Here is a 16,392-nt window from a genome sequence, read left to right as displayed (position 1 = left end):
ACATGAGAAAAATTACAACATCAGCTCATATGCCAACTGAATTAAAGGTTGAAAATGTCAGCGAAAATGTTGCTAAAATCGTAGCATATCCTTTTGAGACAGGATACGGCGTCACTCTGGCTCACCCTTTAAGAAGATTGCTATATACTAGCACCGTCGGATTCGCTCCGACTGCTGTCAAAATCGAGGGTGTAACCCACGAATTTGATAGTATGAGAGGTATGCTCGAAGATGTTGCTGCATTTATCATAAATTTGAAAAGCCTAAGATTTAAAATCAAAGGCGATTCAAAAAGAGAGGTTGTAGAATACAGCTTCAAAGGACCAAAAGAGATTTGCGGAAGTGATCTTGCCAACAATTTGGTCGATGTAGTAAATCCTAGCGCATATTTGGCTACTATTAACGAAGATGCCGATTTGAAATTTACTCTAATCGTAGAAAAGGGCATTGGTTATGTTCCAAGCGAAGAGATAAGAGACACTCTTGATAGCGATTATATCGCGCTTGACGCTTTCTTTACGCCTGTTACAAAAGCAGTGTATGATATCGAAAATATCCTAGTCGAGGATAACCCAGACTTCGAAAGAGTAGTATTTACGATCACAACTGACGGACAAGTAAGCGCAATCGACGCATTTAAAAATGCGTTAGAGGCTATGTATCAACAACTAAGCGTTTTCAAAGGCATAGTAAATATTAATATTTCTGATACTTTGGGAAAACAAATCCCTACAAATTCAGAATTTGCTAAATTATTTGAAAGCATTAATAGTTTGAATTTAAGTGCAAGAAGCTTTAACTGCTTAGAAAAAGCCGATATTAAATTTGTCGGTGAAATCGCTATTATGAGCGAATCAGAGCTAAAAGACCTTAAAAATTTAGGTAAAAAATCTCTTGAAGAGATTAAAGGCATTATGGAAGAAATCGGTTATCCATTGAGTAATGATAAACCAGAATTTTTAAGCAAAAAAGATAGCCTTAAACAAAAGCTTGAAGAGCTTAAAGCACAATCAAAAAATTAAGGATAATAAATGAGACACAATCACGGATATAGAAAGCTAGGTCGCACTTCGTCTCATCGTGCTGCACTGCTAAAAAATTTAACTATCGCATTAGTAAATAGCGGCAAAATCGAGACAACGCTTCCTAAGGCAAAAGAGCTTAGAAGTTATGCTGAAAAACTAATCACAAGAGCTAGAAAAGGCGATAGCGAAGCTCATAGATTTGTTTTCGCTGCATTACAAGACAAAGGCGCAACAAACAAACTAGTTACCGAAATCGCTCCAAAATACGAGGGCGTAAATGGTGGCTATACTCGTATCATCAAAACTCGCGTTCGCCGTGGCGACGCAGCTGAGATGGCATACATCGAGCTAATTAGCAAATAATCAAAATTCGGGAGAAATCCCGAATTTTAAATTTTAAAATTCTTCAAATTTCCCTTTAAATTTCAACCTTTAAATTTAGATTTTAATCCCAAATTTACGCAAAATATTGTAATATTTCGACTTTTAAAAGCCTTAAAAATAAAAAAAGGAAAAAGTTGCAAATCCAAAATGATTTTTTAAAAAAACTAATTGATTTAAGGCACAAAATCGCCTTTGGCCTTATCCTTATCATCGCCTGTGTGCTAATGGCGTATTCGAAAAGCTTTATGACAATCGCCTTTGGAATTTGCATTTTTATCTTTGCGATAAATTTGCTAAATCAAGCCCTAAGCGGTCTAAGCATAATCGAAAATTTCTTACACAGCGTAACTTCTAGCAAATTTAAAAGCTTCCTTTTCGGGTTTATCACGACCTTTATCATGCAATCAAGTGGCCTAGTTAGCGTGCTTGCGATATCGTTTTTAAGCGCGGGGCTAATCGGGCTTAGCGCTGGGCTAGCTATCATTTGCGGGGCAAATTTAGGCACGGTTTCTGGCGGTTGGCTCTTTGCCCTGGGGCTAAAAACGCAAATCGCATACTACGCAATGCCTCTGATAATTCTAGGCTCGCTGTTTTTATTCACCAAAAACCAAAATTCCAAAAGTTTTGGCTATTTTTTATTTAGCTTAGGGCTTTTATTTTTAGGAATCCACTATATGAAGGGCGGATTTGAGGAGATCAAAGAGACGGTCGATCTAGCAAAATACGCAATGAGCGGCTTTGGCGGGCTTTTGATTTACACATTTGTGGGTATTGTCATTACGATACTGACCCAGAGCTCGCACGCCACACTTGCCCTTGTCATCGCAGCTCTTGGCGCATCGCAGATAAGCTACGAAAACGCAATCGCAATCGCCATTGGCTCAAATATCGGAAGCACAATCGTGGCAGTCATCGGCTCGCTTTCAGCGAATTTTGACGGAAAAAAGCTAATGCTTGGCCATGTGATTTTCAATGTCGCCACGGCTGTTTTGGTAATCGCTTTGATAAAATATTTTGTCATAGCCACAGACTGGGTGAGTGCGTATGTGGGGATAAAAAGCGATGATTACGCAATCAAACTCGCTGTTTTTCACACGATTTTTAATACTTTTGGGTGCATGATTTTTTATCCGCTGATCTCGAAACTAGAAATTTTACTAAATAAAATCATTACCGGCAAGGTCAAACGCGCCAAAATCATCAAGGCAAAATTTCTCGATGAAAACGCGCAAAAGGTGCCAAATACGGCATTTATCCTGCTTATCAAAGAAATGGGCAGGCTGTATTCTAACACCGTCTCAATCGTGGCAAAATCAATCAGCATTAGCAAAAATGACCTTAGCTCGGAGCTTGGCTCGGCTGAGATTATCGCCAAACGCTCGAAGCCAAAGGAGATAAATTTCGACGAGCTTTACGAAAACCGCTTCAAAGAGCTTTATTCGCAAATCACAGACTACCTCATCGGCGCTAGCGCAAACGCCAAAGACAGCGATTTGGCGCGCTTTATGAATATCCGCAGGGCAAGCTTGCTTCTAGCCGAAACGCTAAAAGATGTCAAACTAATCCAGCCAAATATCTTTAAATTTATGAGCTCATCGAACGAACATATCCGCGCCGAATACGACAAACTGCGCGCAAAAATCGTAAAAATGCTTCGCATTATGGAGAGTTTGCGCGATTTCGAAATTGATAGCAAAGAGGGTATGAAGGAGCTTAGGGCGCTTTTTGAAGAATACCGCAAAAGTGCGCTTGCACCCGATAAACTTCTAGCCGAAAAGCTCATTTCAAACAAAATGGCGACCTCGCTGATGAACGATATGGAAATCGTCAATGAAATCACTTCTAGGCTTTTAAAAATCGTGGAAATTACATTTAATTACGGCAAAGAAAATGATGATTTTGAAATTATTCGCGATAATCTGCGCCCAAAAGAGGCGTGAAATTTCGCTTTTGTGTCAAATTTAAGTAGTAAATTCGCACCAAATTTAGCCCCTTTTGGTAAAGGGGCATTTGGATTAATCTGCCAAATTTATCGTATCGATAATCTCTCTGGCATGGATTGCATAGTCGTTAGCAAGGGCTTTTTGGAAAATTTCAGCTAGTTGCTCATACGAGCCATCTCCACCGCCGAAAAACTCGCTATCACCGAAATTTCTCTCGTTTGTAGAGATTGTTTTATTATAAATCGGCTTGCCGTTTTTTAGAATTTTAAGCTTCAAATCGTAGCTGATAAATGGTTTTGCCGTCACATCAAAGCCGTCTGCGCTATAAAAGCCAAATTTAAAATCGTTGATTTGCGGGACGACTAAAAGCGCGCTAGGGCTTATAAGTTTTTCATCGCTTATCGTATTTGCTCGCACCAAATACGAGCCGATAAATCGCTTTGTCTCGCCTCCGACAAACTCGCCAAGGCTAAGGGTTAGATCCTTTTTCTTACCAAGGCTAGTTGAAGAGACGAAAGTTTGCTCGCTCATAATCTCAGCCGGGATATAAATTTGGGCTTCCTGCATGGCGTTTGCGACTAGGATATTTTCATCATACGGGGCGACATCTGCGCCGTTTTTGAACTCGGCCTTGTGCGCACAACCAGCAAAAAGCGCGCAAACAAGGGCAAAAGAAAAAAGCTTTTTCACGAAATTTCCTTTATTTTATCACTTTTACGACATCGTCAAATGCACGGCGCAGTTTTTTAGGCTGTGGATTTACGCGGTATCCAAACGGAAGCACGAGTGCCACGCGGCGGTCGTTTGGCTCGTATCCTAGCACTCTTGTAAGCTCAGCCCTATCATCAATCCCCTCGATTGCACAGCTATCGATCCCACGACTTGCGGCCTCGTTCATCATAGTCATCGCTGCGAACATACACTGAGCGTGCGACCAGCCAAATAGCAATTCATCGTCATTTTTGAAATTTGCATTTAAAAATTCATCGTAGAATTTCACCCTCGCTTCGCGCTCTTCTGCGCTTTTGTCCTCACGGCGAGAAATCATTTTGGCGATGTATTCGCTACCGTTTTTGAGCTCAGAAATTTTCGCCATGATTACGACAAGGCGCGCTGAGGTGGTGATTTGAGGCTGTTTCCAGCAAAGATTGCAAATTTTTTGCTTCATTTCATCATTTTGTATAACCAAAAAATCCCATTGTTCAAGCCCAGTCGAGCTTGGAGCTAAAATTCCAGCTTCTAGGATTGCTCTGAAATCCTCGTCTGATATTTTTTTGTTTTCGTCAAAAATTTTGCATGCGTGGCGAAAATTTAAAATTTCTGTATGTGTCATACTCTCTCCTTATTTTAGTTTGATTATGTAGCCATTGGCGAAATTTTCAAAGCTAGCGTTTGATTCGCCACTGATTTCGAGGGTGTAAAAACCCTCATCTCTGGTGATATTAATGTCATAAAACCCGCCCACATTTACCATAAATCCGGCCTGACTAAGCTTCATTTCGTCCCTAAAAAGCTCGATTTTTGCAAATTTGCTTTTGTTTATGTCGAGGGATTTGAGCTCATCTTTTGTGATGATTTCAAGACTATGATTTTTGATAACAAACTGCAATTTATCGTCAAATTTAATCGTCTCTAACGGCAAATCAAGGCGTGGCGTAAAATATGGCTTAGGTATAGAAATACCGCCGTTTTGCTCCAAATTTGGGTCGTTTGAAGTGACAGAAACATCTAAAATTTTAGAAAGAGCAGGTTTAGCTCGTGCGCTTAGCATAAAATCATCTCGCCAATCCACAGAGCGATTTATGTCGATGATTTTTTCCTGTGTTGCGCCGTTTTCGTCGCTGTAACGCACCACGATTTGTGTGATTACCTTTGCGTTTGAGGGGAGCGAAAACAGCTGCGAGGTGAAGTCATCTGGCGGGATTATTGGCTTTATGACTTGAAATTTAGGCGCACTTAAATTTTGCTCTGCGCTTGAATTTTTGTCTTTGTTTGTGGAATTGGCGTCTAAATTCGCGCTAGAATTCGTATCAGCTAGCAGTAAAACTGCGCATAAAAAGGGTAGTAAAATTTTCATTTAACCAAATCCGGATCTAGCAATCTGCGCTCCAAATATGTCTTTTGAAGCTCGGCGTTTTCGCTTTTTAGCCTCTCGATATCCGAAAACAAAAATGCCTTTTGCTTTTGCAAATCGCGCAAAACCTCCAACGAGCGCTTGCCAAAAAGCACATCGTATAAGAAAAATCCAGCATAAGCGATAGCCACTAACCCGCAAAGCGCAATGGCGATCTTTTTAAATGGCGATTCGATTTTTCTGAAATTTCTAGGTTTGCTAAATTTTGGCGAATTTTGAGAATTTTGAGAATTTTGTTTTGGCACAGTATTCGCTGTGCGAGTAGAATTTGCGCCCAAATTTGGCTTTTGCGCCGAATTTGCGCCAAATTCTTGCTCGTAGAAATTCCCGGCTAAATTTTCACTTTTGCCCTCTTGCTCATCGTAAAATTTAGCCCCGATTTGGCTTAAAATTTCGCTATCATCGCCAAATTGTGCGCGCTGGGCGTAAGAGCCAAGCTCACGCGCACCACTACCCTTTTTTTTAAAAAGCATTATAGTTTGTTGCCCAAAAATTCGTCGCTTTCGCACTCGATTTCAAGCAAGCGATTGTATTTTGCGTTGCGCTCGCTTCTTGAAGTAGCGCCTGTTTTGATTTCACCTGTATTTAGCGCGACCGCAAAATCAGCGATAAACGCATCTTCGCTCTCGCCGCTTCTGTGGCTCATAATGCAGCGATAGCCGTTGCGTTGCGCTAGGCGGACGGTTTGCATGGTTTGGCTAACAGAGCCAATTTGATTTGGTTTAATCAAAATCGCATTTGCCACGCCTTTTTTGATACCTTCTAGCAAAATTTTCTCGTTTGTTACAAACAAATCATCGCCCACAAGTTGCACTTTTTTGCCAAGGCGCTCGGTTAGCTTTTTCCAGCCGTCCCAGTCGTCTTCGCTTAGGCCATCTTCGATTGAGAAAATTGGGTATTTTTCACACAAATTCGCGTAGTATTCGATTAACTCTTCGCTTGTGAATTCTCTGCCTTCTAATTTGTATTTTCCGTCCTCGTAAAGCTCACTAGAAGCGACATCTAGGGCGATTTTAATTTGTTCTCCTGCTTTGTAACCAGCTTTTTCGATTGCACTCATTATGATTTTAATCGGCTCTTCGTTGTCTTTTAAATTTGGTGCGAAACCACCCTCATCGCCCACAGCCGTGCTATGCCCTGCGTCATTTAGGATTTTCTTTAAAGTTTGATAAATCTCAGCTGCTGCGCGCAAAGCGTCGCTGAAATTATCGAAACCAAACGGCATAATCATAAATTCTTGGAAATCCACGCTGTTGTTTGCGTGCGCGCCACCATTGATGATATTAAACATCGGCACAGGCAAAATGCTAGCGTTCGCCCCGCCCAAATAGCGATATAGTGGCATATTTAGGCTTTTCGCAGCCGCTCTTGCAACCGCCATAGAAACGCCCAAAACAGCATTTGCGCCTAAATTTGAGTAATTCTCAGTGCCGTCAAGCTCTAACATAGTATCATCGATAAATTTTTGATTATACGCATCGGCTCCCACGATTGCCTCAGCGATTGCTTCATTTACATTAGCGACCGCTTTTAGCACGCCTTTTCCGCCAAATCTCGCGTCTTTATCGCGTAACTCCAAAGCCTCTCTTTTGCCTGTACTCGCCCCACTTGGCACTACTGCGCTCGCTACTGTGCCGTCGCTTAGCTCGACTGTGGCTTTTACTGTCGGATTACCTCTGCTATCTAAAACCTCGATTGCATACACATTTTCTACAAATACCATTATTCTTCTCCTTTATCATCATCGCTAGAATCGCTTAAATTCACGCCTTCGCTTCCCATTTGTTCTTTTATTTTGCCCAGAATTTCATCAGCTACGCTCGGGTTATTTTCTAGGTAAATTTTGGCGTTTTCTCTGCCTTGACCAAGCTTCGTATCGCCATAGCTAAACCACGCGCCACTTTTATCGACAATGTCGAGTTTGACGCCATAATCTATTAACTCGCCGACTTTGGAAACGCCCTTGCCAAACATAATGTCAAATTCAGCCACTTTAAATGGCGGAGCGACCTTGTTTTTGACCACTTTTACCTTCGCGCGGTTGCCGATTGGTTCCTCGTTTTGTTTGAGTGTGGCGATTTTGCGGATATCGATACGCACTGATGAGTAAAATTTCAGCGCATTTCCGCCTGTGGTGGTCTCTGGCGAGCCGTATCCTGTCATACCGATTTTCATACGAATTTGGTTGATGAAAATCACCGTTGTTCCCATTTTATGCACGACGCCTGTGAGTTTGCGAAGCGCTTGGCTCATAAGGCGGGCTTGAAGTCCTACATGCTGATCGCCCATATCGCCGTCGATTTCGCTCTTTGGTGTAAGTGCTGCGACGCTATCTACAATTATCAAATCAATCGCACCACTTTTGGCTAGGGTTTCGACGATATCAAGGGCCTGCTCGCCAAAGTCTGGTTGGCTCACATATAGATTGTCTGTATCTACGCCCAAATTTGCGGCGTATTTGACATCTAGCGCGTGCTCGGCATCGACAAAAGCGCAGATTCCACCAGCCTTTTGGCACTCGGCGATGATATGAAGTGTCAAAGTAGTTTTACCAGAGCTTTCTGGTCCGTAAATTTCGATAATTCTGCCCTTTGGCACGCCACCGATTCCAAGGGCGATATCAAGGCCGACTGAGCCTGTGGATATCGCGTCGATCGCCTCGACTTGCTTATCGCCAAGGCGAACCAAAGTGCCTTTGCCAAACGCTTTGTCAATCGATTTTAGCGCGGCGTCAAGGGTTTTTTTCTTTCCTTCGTCCATAGTGTTCCTTAAAAAAAATTTACCGCTGATTTTAGCAAAATAACTTTAATAATAGGTTGTGTTATATGGCGAAATTTAACCCTTTTTTGTTATGATTGCACAAAATCAAATTTAAGGTAAGATTATGAAAAACATTAGCGTTGCTCACTCGCCCGATGCGGACGATATTTTTATGTATATGGCGATAAAATTTGGCTGGGTAAATTCTTCGTGGCTGAGATTTTCTAACCACGCGGACGATATTCAAACGCTAAATTTAGCATCTTTGGCTGGGACTTACGATGTTTGTGCGATCTCTTTTGCATTGTATCCAAAAATTTACGCTGATTATGCTTTGCTTCGCACGGCCGTGAGCTTTGGCGAAGGCTATGGGCCAAAACTGATAAAGAAAAAAGGCGTAAAGCTAAAACCGAATTTCAAAGTCGCCCTAAGTGGCGAACACACGACAAATGCGATGATTTTTCGCATTGCTTATCCAAACGCTAGGATTGTGTATAAAAATTTCTTAGAGATCGAAAACGCCGTGCTTAGCGGAGAAGTCGATGCCGGGGTGCTGATACACGAAAGCATTTTGGATTTTTCTAGCGATTTGTGCGTGGAGCGCGAAATTTGGGACATTTGGAGCGAGTTAAACGGCGAAAATTTACCGCTTCCGCTTGGCGGTATGGCGCTTCGCAGATCGCTGCCACTCACAGACGCGATTGAATGCGAAAGGGTGCTAACTGACGCCGTGCGGGTCGCTCATGCAAATAAATCTTTGCTTTCAAAAATGCTGATTGAGCGAGATTTGGTGCGGGTTGATGATAAAAAACTAGAAAAGTATCTAGGGCTGTATGCAAACGAGAATTCGATTTCAATGAACGAAACGCAATTAAACGCAGTGCAAAAGCTTTTTGATTTGGGCTCCCAGCATGGCTTTTACGCTGAGCAAATTTGCGCAAGAGATATGCTGATACCGACGGAGTATAGCGAGATTAGGAATTCGTAGAATTTTAAATTTCGCAAAAATACTGCCCCGAAATTTTAAATTCGTGGCAATGACAAATCGAGTGTAAATTTTGCCTAATTTGTCATTGCGAGCGAGTGTAACGAGCGAAGCAATCCAGCCACGCCGTCAGGCGTTTTTAAATTAAATTTAAAGTGAGCAAATTTGACTATAAGAGAAATAGAAGTTTTAAGAAAATTAGCATTAAATAAAATTAACGGACTAAAAATTCCGTTTTTTCTTTCAACTCTCGCAATCCCAATTGCGGTCGGATTTTTGTTATATAAATTTGGCGATATAGAATTTGCTTTGCCTTTGGCTATTGTAATATTTGGTATGTCAGCAATGAAATATATAATGTTAGATTTTATTGACGAAGACCAGCCTATGACCATAAAAAGATACATAATGCCATTTTTGCCACTGTTAATTTTAATGTATTTTGCTGATGATATAACCAAATTTATACCAAATTTCGGCTATGTATTACTTGCGATATTTACAATACTTGCTATGATTATGTCATTTTTATTGCTTGTGAAATTCGCAAAAATGGACGAAATAAAAAAATACAAAGATTTATTCAAAAATAGATATTTAAAGGACTATCTTGCAAAATTTGGCTATGAATACCAAGAAAAAGGCTCATTAGACCAAATAATCTTAAAACATAGTAAATTATTTAACCCGTCCGAAATTTCAAACATAAACGATAAAATTTGCGGGAAAATCGACAAGGTAGAATTTGTTTTTTGCGATTTAATCATCAAAAAAGAGCTAAAAGACGCGCTGTATTTTGGCGTGTTTTTTTATGCCGAATTTAACAAAAACATAAAATCAAAAACTTTCATAAAATCAAAAGACAGCAAGATAAAAACCGCGGAAAATTTGAAAAAAATCGTTATGGACGACACGAAATTTAACCGCACTTTCGAAGTTTATAGCACAGATGCTATAAATGCTATGTATATATTAAGCCCTGCATTGATGAAGAGAATTTTAAGCCTAAAATGGCATTTAAATTTTCCGATTAGCATTAGCTTTGTGGGAAGCAAAATTTACATTTTTATCGATACAGGCAAGGATAATTTCGAGCCAAATATCGATATAAGTGCGATAAAATCGGATAGAATTATCAAAACAGAACTCTCGCACTTTTTATCAATAGTTAAAACGCTAAATTTAAATACAAGAATTTGGAAAGTGTGAAATATTGTATAATAACGCAAAAATTTAAGGCATAGTTATGGCAAAAATTTATAAAGAAATTGACTTTTCGAAATATAGTTCGGTGAAAATCGGGGGCGTTGAAAAAGTTGAAGTTTTAGATGAAAACAGCGAATTTAACGGCTTTGTCGTGGGTGGGGCAAATAATCTTTTAATCTCGCCAAATCCGCCACAATTAGGAATTTTAAGCGATAAATTTGATTTTATTTCGCTTGACGGCGACATTTTAAAAATCGGCGCAAAAACAAAAAGTGCAAAAATTTACAACTTCGCAAAACAGCAAAATCTCGCAAATTTCGAGTTTTTAAAAAATATCCCGGGCACACTTGGCGGACTTCTTACGATGAACGCTGGGCTTATGGGCTTTGAAATTTCGCAAAATCTCATTAGCGTTCGCACAAATCTTGGCGAATTTGGCAAAGACGAGTTAAATTTCGCCTATCGCCACAGCGAAATTAACGGCATTATTTTGGAAGCCAAATTTAAAGTTTCGCATGGATTTAATGCAACCCTTAGCGAAGCAATCGCGCAAAAAAGGGCAAATCAACCAAAAGGTGCAAGTTTTGGAAGCTGTTTTAAAAACCCGCAGGGCGAAAGTGCCGGTAGGCTCATCGAAGCAGTGGGCTTAAAAGGCTTTCGTGTCGGCGGGTGCGGATTGAGCGAAATCCACGCAAATTTTCTTATCAATTACGGCGATGCGACATATTTTGAGGCAATCACGCTCATAAATTTAGCCAAAATGCGCGTAAAAGCCGAATTTGGCGTGGATTTACACGAAGAAGTGGTGATTTTGTAACGCGTGGTTTGCGTGCGCTTGCTGATAAATAAATTTTAAGCGAATTTGCGATATAGGCTAGCCAAATTAATCACGGAGTTTTTCATGACTTGCAAGCACGATTTTTATAGCCATAAACCTATTATCCCAAGCCAAGCGTCGCACTCGCACAGCCACTCTCATGGCAACTCGCACGGCCACGAGCATTTTGGCGACCACGCTCACTCGCACCACGATCACAGCCACGCAGTGGGGGCGAACACAAACAAAAAAATGCTTAAAATTTGTATCGCAATTACGATTTTTGCGATGATTTTTCAATTTGTTTATTCTATCATTACAAATTCTCTCGCGCTTTTAAGCGATACTTTGCACATGTTTAGTCACGCTTTCGCCTTGACTTTAAGCTATTTTGCGGTGAAAATTTCGGAATTTAGCGGTGGAAATGAACGGACATTTGGATTTTTTAGAGCTGAGATTTTAGTCGCTTTTGTAAATTCTATTATGAGTTTTGGGTTCGCCCTTTTTATCGTGTATGAGGCTGTGTGCAAACTGATAAACCCTGAAAGCATAGACGCAAAAACCCTTTTGGTGGCTGCTTTTATCGGGTTTGTAGCAAACGCGATGAGCGGGCTTTTGCTAATCAAAGCCGATATGCAAAACATAAATATAAAATCCAGTTTCATACACATGATGAGCGATTTGCTAAGCTCGGTTGGCGTCATTTTGGGTGCTGTGATTGTGTATTTTACGGGTGCGTTTTGGGTGGATTGCGTTTTGGCTATGATGATTGCCTTTGTGATTGGAAAATGGTCATATTCTTTGGCGAAAGATAGCGTAAATGTGCTTTTAGAGACTTCGCCGATACCTATACAAAGCATAAAAAATGAAATTTTATCGCATGAGTTTGTGCTGGATACGCACGATATTCACCTCAGCGAAATTACGCATAATTTTTATGTTTTGACCGCTCATATCGTCATAGAGAGGGAAAATTTAGATAAATTTTCGCAAATCATCGGTGAATTATCGCAAAATTTAATGCAAAATTTGCGTATCACACACTGCACATTTCAGCCAGAGTGGAGTTGAAATTTGTGTTAAATTCGCGCGAAATTTAACATTGAACGATTTCTTAAATTTTAGGCAAAATTTTGAAATTTTGCAAAAACACTAACCTTGAATTTTAAATTCGCAGATTGCTTCGTCGCTATCGCTTCTCGCAATGACAGATTGGGCATAAAATTTTAAATTTATGCCCAATGAATTTTACTGATAGTTTTATTTACTGACCGTCATAGACCCATTTTCCGCTGATACCCCTTACGGCGTCTGCTACTTTGATTTCCACATCGCCGTTATCTATATCTATCAGGTGATAGCGGTCGTTACCCATATCCATTTCCTTCATATACGAAAGCTGTCTAAGACCATGGCGAGTTTCTATGCGCTCGACGAGATCGTGCTTTGATGACTCTGGCAAGGCATAGACGAGATCAACTGATGCCTGATCTGCTGCTAGGATATCAAGCGAGGCGACAATGCCGATATCTGGCGTTACGACAGGGGCTGCGGCAGTTCCTTCGCAGTCGCAAGAAACACTCATATTGCGCAATACATTTATAAAGGCGATTTTGTGAGCGAAATATGTCGTTATTGCTTTGGTAGATTCGCTCATGCGCTCCATAAGCTCTTCTTCACTGATGCTCCACTGATCTTTACCCTCTGCGGAGTGGATCCATTTTTTGCCTATTCGTCCGTCAGCGCAACCGATACCGATATTTTTATTCGAACCGCCAAATCCACCCATCATGTGTCCCTTGAAGTGAGTAAGGGCAAGAAACGAATCATAATCAAGGATATTTTTTCCCATAGACATTTCGTTGAACCATTTGCCATGTGGCACCGGTAGCAACGCTGTCCCAGCTTCGTCTATTATATCTACCCTAGAAAAAGTCCAGCCATTTGTTTCGAGAGTTTTGCGGTGATCTTCGGTATTATACCTCGCGCCTGCGTAATAGGTGTTTGTCTCTACAATAGAGGCATTAGCAAGACGAGAGCTCATAAGCTCCTTTACCCATGGGCGTGGAATAATATTTGGTCCATGAGGCTCTCCGGTGTGGAGTTTGACCGCAACTTTTCCGACCAATACGCTTTTGATTTTATCAAATATTTTGACTAGTCCTGCGGGAGAGAGATCCCTTGTAAAATACACATAAGACTCAGGCCCTTTTCGCTGGTCATACGGGATATAGCGTTCTCCGCCAGTCCCTGGAACTGGGGTTTTAGACGCGCTTGTTTCGTCTTTTTTCTCCGTTGCGCTAGCATAGTTTGAGAGAGCTCCAAGTGCCGCTGCGGCTCCTGCCATTTTCACAAACTTGCGCCTTACAATATCTTCCATAGCCTATACCTCTCTTTCATAAATATTATATAGTTCTTACTATTATAAAATAATTCAGTTAATAAAATATTTTTGCGCTTCGGCTTTATCCTCAAACGGCGTGGCTATAAATTTTTCATTTTCGATGATGACTTCGTAGCTTTTGCCTGGTTGAAATTTCATATAAGTTAGCGCAAATTTCGCCGCTAACTCCATGTCATCGCGACTAGCACCACGCGAAATGAGCGAGTATGCACCTACGAGTGGCTCGATAAATTTAATGCGAGTAAATTTAGGATTTTGGATATTTCTTAGGCGCGCATTATCATCTTCGTTGCGTCCGATTATCATTTTTGCGCCACCGTTTAGGCGCAAATGACGGCCAAATTTTAAAATTTCAGCGTCCTGCGAAGTCTGTAATTTTTCAAATTTCATCATATCTTTGATTTTATCGGCGTAGCTTTGGATAGTAAGCAAACACCCGCCAGCTGGCGTTTCGTAATCATCGAAGCCCAATTCCCCCGCTAACTCCATTTGGCGCGTTCGCCCCCTGCCACTGATATCTAGCAGTTTTTCGCGATCGACCCAGCCGTTGATTTCGGGCGCGCTTGGTGCCATGAGTTTCGCACTTAGCGGGCGCAAGATTAGGTTATTTTCATCGCTACTTAGTTTGCGCACCTGCGCCATTGCAGCGGCTCTTTGGCTCATCGGGCGCTGTCCTAGCACCTCGCCAGAAATCACAAAACTAGCCCCATGCGCCCCTAACATAGAAAGCGCGGTTTTAAACATATACCCGTGGCAGTCTATACAGGGGTTAAACTGCTTGCCGTATCCGTATTTTGGGCTAAAAAGCACATTTTGCAAATACTCATCTCTGATATCCACGCGCAAAAACTCAGCCCCAGCCATGCGCGCTCGCTCGCTCATAATCTCGCTTTTATCATCTTTACCACCAAAGCCAATATCCATATAAAGTGCCGTTACGGCGATATTTTGCATAGTTATTAATTTTATGGCTAGCATCGAATCTAACCCACCGCTAAAAAGTGCGAGTGCCTTCATTTTTTTCCTTTTAATTCGTTTATTTTTTTTTGATATTCGAGGATTTTATCGAGCCTATCAGGGTCGTTTGAAACAAGCAATTTTTGCATTTGCTCCTCTAAAACCCTGCGACGAAGAAGCATGCAGGCTCTGATAAAATTTGTCTCATTTGTAATGGCTAAAATTTTATTATCCAAGGCAAGCGCGCGCAGACTTTGCTCGTCATCTTCGCTTTTTTGCGCTGATATTAGGGCTTCATAGACCCTGCTATGCATACGGAAATCCTGCACGCTAAGGCAGTTTAGGCCGTTTGCCATGAAATTTTCGTTTAAAAGCATGGATTTTATGACTTGAAGCTCGGTTATGTCTTTTAAATTTGAGCTTTCTGGTTTTGGCGCGTTTGGCTCGGCTTTGACACTCGGCTTTGGCGCGAAATTTGCGCTCGCACCCGAATTTGAACTTAGCGAAAACGCACTAGGCGAAACATCTAAAATTTGCGCTACCAAACTCGTATATGACTGCGCTACCACGGGATTTAGCGCGTTAGTAAATTCTTTGATTTCATTTAGAGCCTGCTCTTTTTGCACTGGGCGGGTTAGGTCGTATTTTTTGGCGATTTCACGGATCAAAAACTCTCCGCCCTCCATGCCATTAGCGTAAATTTGGGCTAGTTCGCGCACTTTACCAGCTTGCACCATATCGGCTGGATCTGCGCCACCGCCTATGATAACCACGCTATTATCAATGCCGTTTGCGCATAAGAGTCTTGCACTTTTTATCGCAGCATTGATTCCTGCGCTATCTCCGTCGAAGCTTAAAATCACGCGCAAATCCCCGCGCTTAATCAGTGGCAAATGTAGTGGCGTCAAAGCTGTGCCAAGCACGGCTACTGCGTTGTCGATACCTGCTTGGTGAAGCATTATGACATCCATATAGCCCTCTGTGATGATGAGAGTTTTTTTATCATACGCACTTTTTTTGGCTAGATTGTAAGCGTAAAAAATCCGCGATTTATCAAAAACCGCGCACTGGGGCGAATTGACATATTTGGCAGGATTGCCACTAATCGTGCGCCCGCCAAAGCCCACGATTTTGCCCGTGTGGTTGTGAATCGGAAATGTAATGCGCTCGATAAAGCTAGCGTAGCTTCCGCGCTCGTTTTGTTTAATCGCACCCACATTAAAGGCGTCGCGCGCTTCGATTTGCTCGTTTTGCAAAACACGGATTGTCTGCGCGCTAGACCCAGCCCAGCCAAGGCCAAATTTCTGTATCGTCTCATCGCTAAGACCGCGCGAGTGCAGATACTCTACTGCGCTAGGATTGTTATAAAGCTGACTTTGGTAAAAAGCATTTAAAATTTCTAAAATTTTTTTATCTTCGCGTTGAAAATTGCGCTCATTTGTGTATTCGAGCTCGAAACCATACATCGAGGCTAGCTTTTCTACGGCTTCTTTGAAATTTAGCTTTTCGTAGTCTTGGACGAATTTTATAGCATTTCCGCCAGCCTTGCACGAAAAACAGTGGAAAATCCCAAGCCGTGAGCTCACACTCATACTAGGGTGCGAATCATCGTGAAATGGGCAAATTCCGACGAAATTTGAGCCAGAGCGTTTGAGTGGGACATATCTTTCTACGACATCTACGATATCAGCGACGGCTAAAAGCCTTTCAATACTTTCATTTTTAATCATTTGCAAATTATACCCACACTTTGCTATAATCGCCCTTTATTTTATAC

Annotated in this window: 16 protein-coding genes; 7 read left to right on the top strand and 9 right to left on the bottom strand. The window is 41.5% G+C overall.

Translation table 11 applies throughout. From position 1 onward, the window contains the following. The first annotated feature begins 2 nt into the window (after positions 1–2). The 3 genes from OFO10_RS01430 to OFO10_RS01420 all read left to right on the top strand — a co-directional run bounded on the left by OFO10_RS01430 (position 3) and on the right by OFO10_RS01420 (position 3,349). Complete coding sequence (locus OFO10_RS01430; protein WP_270865818.1) at positions 3–1,022, top strand: DNA-directed RNA polymerase subunit alpha; 1,020 nt, start codon at positions 3–5, stop codon at positions 1,020–1,022. A gap of 9 nt (positions 1,023–1,031) precedes the next feature. Next, the gene (rplQ, locus tag OFO10_RS01425) at positions 1,032–1,388 is read left to right on the top strand and encodes a 50S ribosomal protein L17 (protein WP_270858509.1); all 357 of its coding nucleotides are present in this window, start codon (positions 1,032–1,034) and stop codon (positions 1,386–1,388) included. Positions 1,389–1,543: 155 nt separating this feature from the next. Continuing rightward, the gene (locus OFO10_RS01420; RefSeq protein WP_270865817.1) at positions 1,544–3,349 is read left to right on the top strand and encodes a Na/Pi cotransporter family protein; all 1,806 of its coding nucleotides are present in this window, start codon (positions 1,544–1,546) and stop codon (positions 3,347–3,349) included. A gap of 75 nt (positions 3,350–3,424) precedes the next feature. Here OFO10_RS01420 and OFO10_RS01415 read toward each other — a convergent pair whose 3' ends face one another. The 6 genes from OFO10_RS01415 to recA are packed head-to-tail and all read right to left on the bottom strand — an operon-like array spanning position 3,425 to position 8,246. Next, positions 3,425–4,042, bottom strand: a complete 618-nt coding sequence (locus tag OFO10_RS01415; RefSeq protein WP_270865816.1) for a hypothetical protein — start codon at positions 4,040–4,042, stop codon at positions 3,425–3,427. 10 nt (positions 4,043–4,052) lie between these two features. Beyond that, the gene (locus OFO10_RS01410; protein ID WP_270865815.1) at positions 4,053–4,685 is read right to left on the bottom strand and encodes an NAD(P)H-dependent oxidoreductase; all 633 of its coding nucleotides are present in this window, start codon (positions 4,683–4,685) and stop codon (positions 4,053–4,055) included. A 9-nt stretch (positions 4,686–4,694) separates the two neighbouring features. After that, positions 4,695–5,429: a hypothetical protein gene (locus OFO10_RS01405; protein ID WP_270865814.1), complete on the bottom strand. Its 735-nt coding sequence runs from the start codon at positions 5,427–5,429 to the stop codon at positions 4,695–4,697. After that, a complete protein-coding gene (locus tag OFO10_RS01400) occupies positions 5,426–5,959 on the bottom strand; it encodes an FtsB family cell division protein (protein ID WP_270865813.1) in 534 nt (177 codons plus the stop codon). The genes OFO10_RS01405 and OFO10_RS01400 overlap by 4 nt, the downstream gene beginning before the upstream one ends. Next, entirely contained in the window at positions 5,959–7,209 is a 1,251-nt protein-coding gene (gene eno, locus OFO10_RS01395) for a phosphopyruvate hydratase (protein WP_270865812.1), read from the bottom strand. Before eno ends, OFO10_RS01400 begins: the two co-directional genes overlap by 1 nt. Beyond that, positions 7,209–8,246 (bottom strand): recombinase RecA, encoded by a 1,038-nt coding sequence (gene recA / locus OFO10_RS01390; protein ID WP_270858502.1) that lies wholly within the window; start codon positions 8,244–8,246, stop codon positions 7,209–7,211. The genes eno and recA overlap by 1 nt, the downstream gene beginning before the upstream one ends. A gap of 124 nt (positions 8,247–8,370) precedes the next feature. Between recA and OFO10_RS01385 the strand changes: the two genes are divergently transcribed. The 4 genes from OFO10_RS01385 (at position 8,371) to OFO10_RS01370 (ending at position 12,325) form a co-directional block, all read left to right on the top strand. Further along, a complete protein-coding gene (locus tag OFO10_RS01385) occupies positions 8,371–9,234 on the top strand; it encodes a menaquinone biosynthesis family protein (RefSeq protein ID WP_270865811.1) in 864 nt (287 codons plus the stop codon). Positions 9,235–9,588: 354 nt separating this feature from the next. Beyond that, positions 9,589–10,440 carry a DUF3137 domain-containing protein gene (locus OFO10_RS01380; RefSeq protein ID WP_270865810.1) on the top strand — a complete coding sequence of 284 codons (852 nt, stop codon included), beginning with the start codon at positions 9,589–9,591 and terminating at the stop codon, positions 10,438–10,440. A 37-nt stretch (positions 10,441–10,477) separates the two neighbouring features. Then, the gene (locus tag OFO10_RS01375) at positions 10,478–11,254 is read left to right on the top strand and encodes a UDP-N-acetylmuramate dehydrogenase (protein ID WP_270865809.1); all 777 of its coding nucleotides are present in this window, start codon (positions 10,478–10,480) and stop codon (positions 11,252–11,254) included. Positions 11,255–11,338: 84 nt separating this feature from the next. After that, the gene (locus OFO10_RS01370; RefSeq protein WP_270865808.1) at positions 11,339–12,325 is read left to right on the top strand and encodes a cation diffusion facilitator family transporter; all 987 of its coding nucleotides are present in this window, start codon (positions 11,339–11,341) and stop codon (positions 12,323–12,325) included. A gap of 193 nt (positions 12,326–12,518) precedes the next feature. Here the strand turns inward: OFO10_RS01370 and OFO10_RS01365 are convergent, their stop codons facing one another. From OFO10_RS01365 to dnaG, 3 genes are read right to left on the bottom strand one after another with little or no spacing between them, the layout of a single operon-like run. After that, positions 12,519–13,634: a DUF362 domain-containing protein gene (locus OFO10_RS01365; RefSeq protein ID WP_270865807.1), complete on the bottom strand. Its 1,116-nt coding sequence runs from the start codon at positions 13,632–13,634 to the stop codon at positions 12,519–12,521. A gap of 54 nt (positions 13,635–13,688) precedes the next feature. Then, positions 13,689–14,675 carry an argininosuccinate synthase domain-containing protein gene (locus OFO10_RS01360; protein WP_270865806.1) on the bottom strand — a complete coding sequence of 329 codons (987 nt, stop codon included), beginning with the start codon at positions 14,673–14,675 and terminating at the stop codon, positions 13,689–13,691. Continuing rightward, positions 14,672–16,345, bottom strand: coding sequence for a DNA primase (gene dnaG / locus OFO10_RS01355; protein WP_270865805.1), 1,674 nt, complete (start codon positions 16,343–16,345; stop codon positions 14,672–14,674). The genes OFO10_RS01360 and dnaG overlap by 4 nt, the downstream gene beginning before the upstream one ends. Positions 16,346–16,392 lie beyond the last annotated feature (47 nt).

The organism is Campylobacter sp. VBCF_06 NA8, assembly GCF_027737825.1.
Taxonomy (GTDB): domain Bacteria; phylum Campylobacterota; class Campylobacteria; order Campylobacterales; family Campylobacteraceae; genus Campylobacter_B.
This window is presented reverse-complemented; position numbering and strand designations above follow the sequence as displayed.

Bases quoted from the DNA above. Each gene is read 5' to 3' on its own strand.
- OFO10_RS01430 (WP_270865818.1), top strand. From the start codon at position 3: ATGAGAAAAATTACAACATCAGCTCATATGCCAACTGAATTAAAGGTT.
- rplQ (WP_270858509.1), top strand. From the start codon at position 1,032: ATGAGACACAATCACGGATATAGAAAGCTAGGTCGCACTTCGTCTCAT.
- OFO10_RS01410 (WP_270865815.1), bottom strand. From the start codon at position 4,685: ATGACACATACAGAAATTTTAAATTTTCGCCACGCATGCAAAATTTTT.
- OFO10_RS01405 (WP_270865814.1), bottom strand. From the start codon at position 5,429: ATGAAAATTTTACTACCCTTTTTATGCGCAGTTTTACTGCTAGCTGAT.
- OFO10_RS01400 (WP_270865813.1), bottom strand. From the start codon at position 5,959: ATGCTTTTTAAAAAAAAGGGTAGTGGTGCGCGTGAGCTTGGCTCTTAC.
- eno (WP_270865812.1), bottom strand. From the start codon at position 7,209: ATGGTATTTGTAGAAAATGTGTATGCAATCGAGGTTTTAGATAGCAGA.
- recA (WP_270858502.1), bottom strand. From the start codon at position 8,246: ATGGACGAAGGAAAGAAAAAAACCCTTGACGCCGCGCTAAAATCGATT.
- OFO10_RS01385 (WP_270865811.1), top strand. From the start codon at position 8,371: ATGAAAAACATTAGCGTTGCTCACTCGCCCGATGCGGACGATATTTTT.
- OFO10_RS01380 (WP_270865810.1), top strand. From the start codon at position 9,589: ATGTTAGATTTTATTGACGAAGACCAGCCTATGACCATAAAAAGATAC.
- OFO10_RS01375 (WP_270865809.1), top strand. From the start codon at position 10,478: ATGGCAAAAATTTATAAAGAAATTGACTTTTCGAAATATAGTTCGGTG.
- OFO10_RS01370 (WP_270865808.1), top strand. From the start codon at position 11,339: ATGACTTGCAAGCACGATTTTTATAGCCATAAACCTATTATCCCAAGC.
- OFO10_RS01365 (WP_270865807.1), bottom strand. From the start codon at position 13,634: ATGGAAGATATTGTAAGGCGCAAGTTTGTGAAAATGGCAGGAGCCGCA.
- OFO10_RS01360 (WP_270865806.1), bottom strand. From the start codon at position 14,675: ATGAAGGCACTCGCACTTTTTAGCGGTGGGTTAGATTCGATGCTAGCC.
- dnaG (WP_270865805.1), bottom strand. From the start codon at position 16,345: ATGATTAAAAATGAAAGTATTGAAAGGCTTTTAGCCGTCGCTGATATC.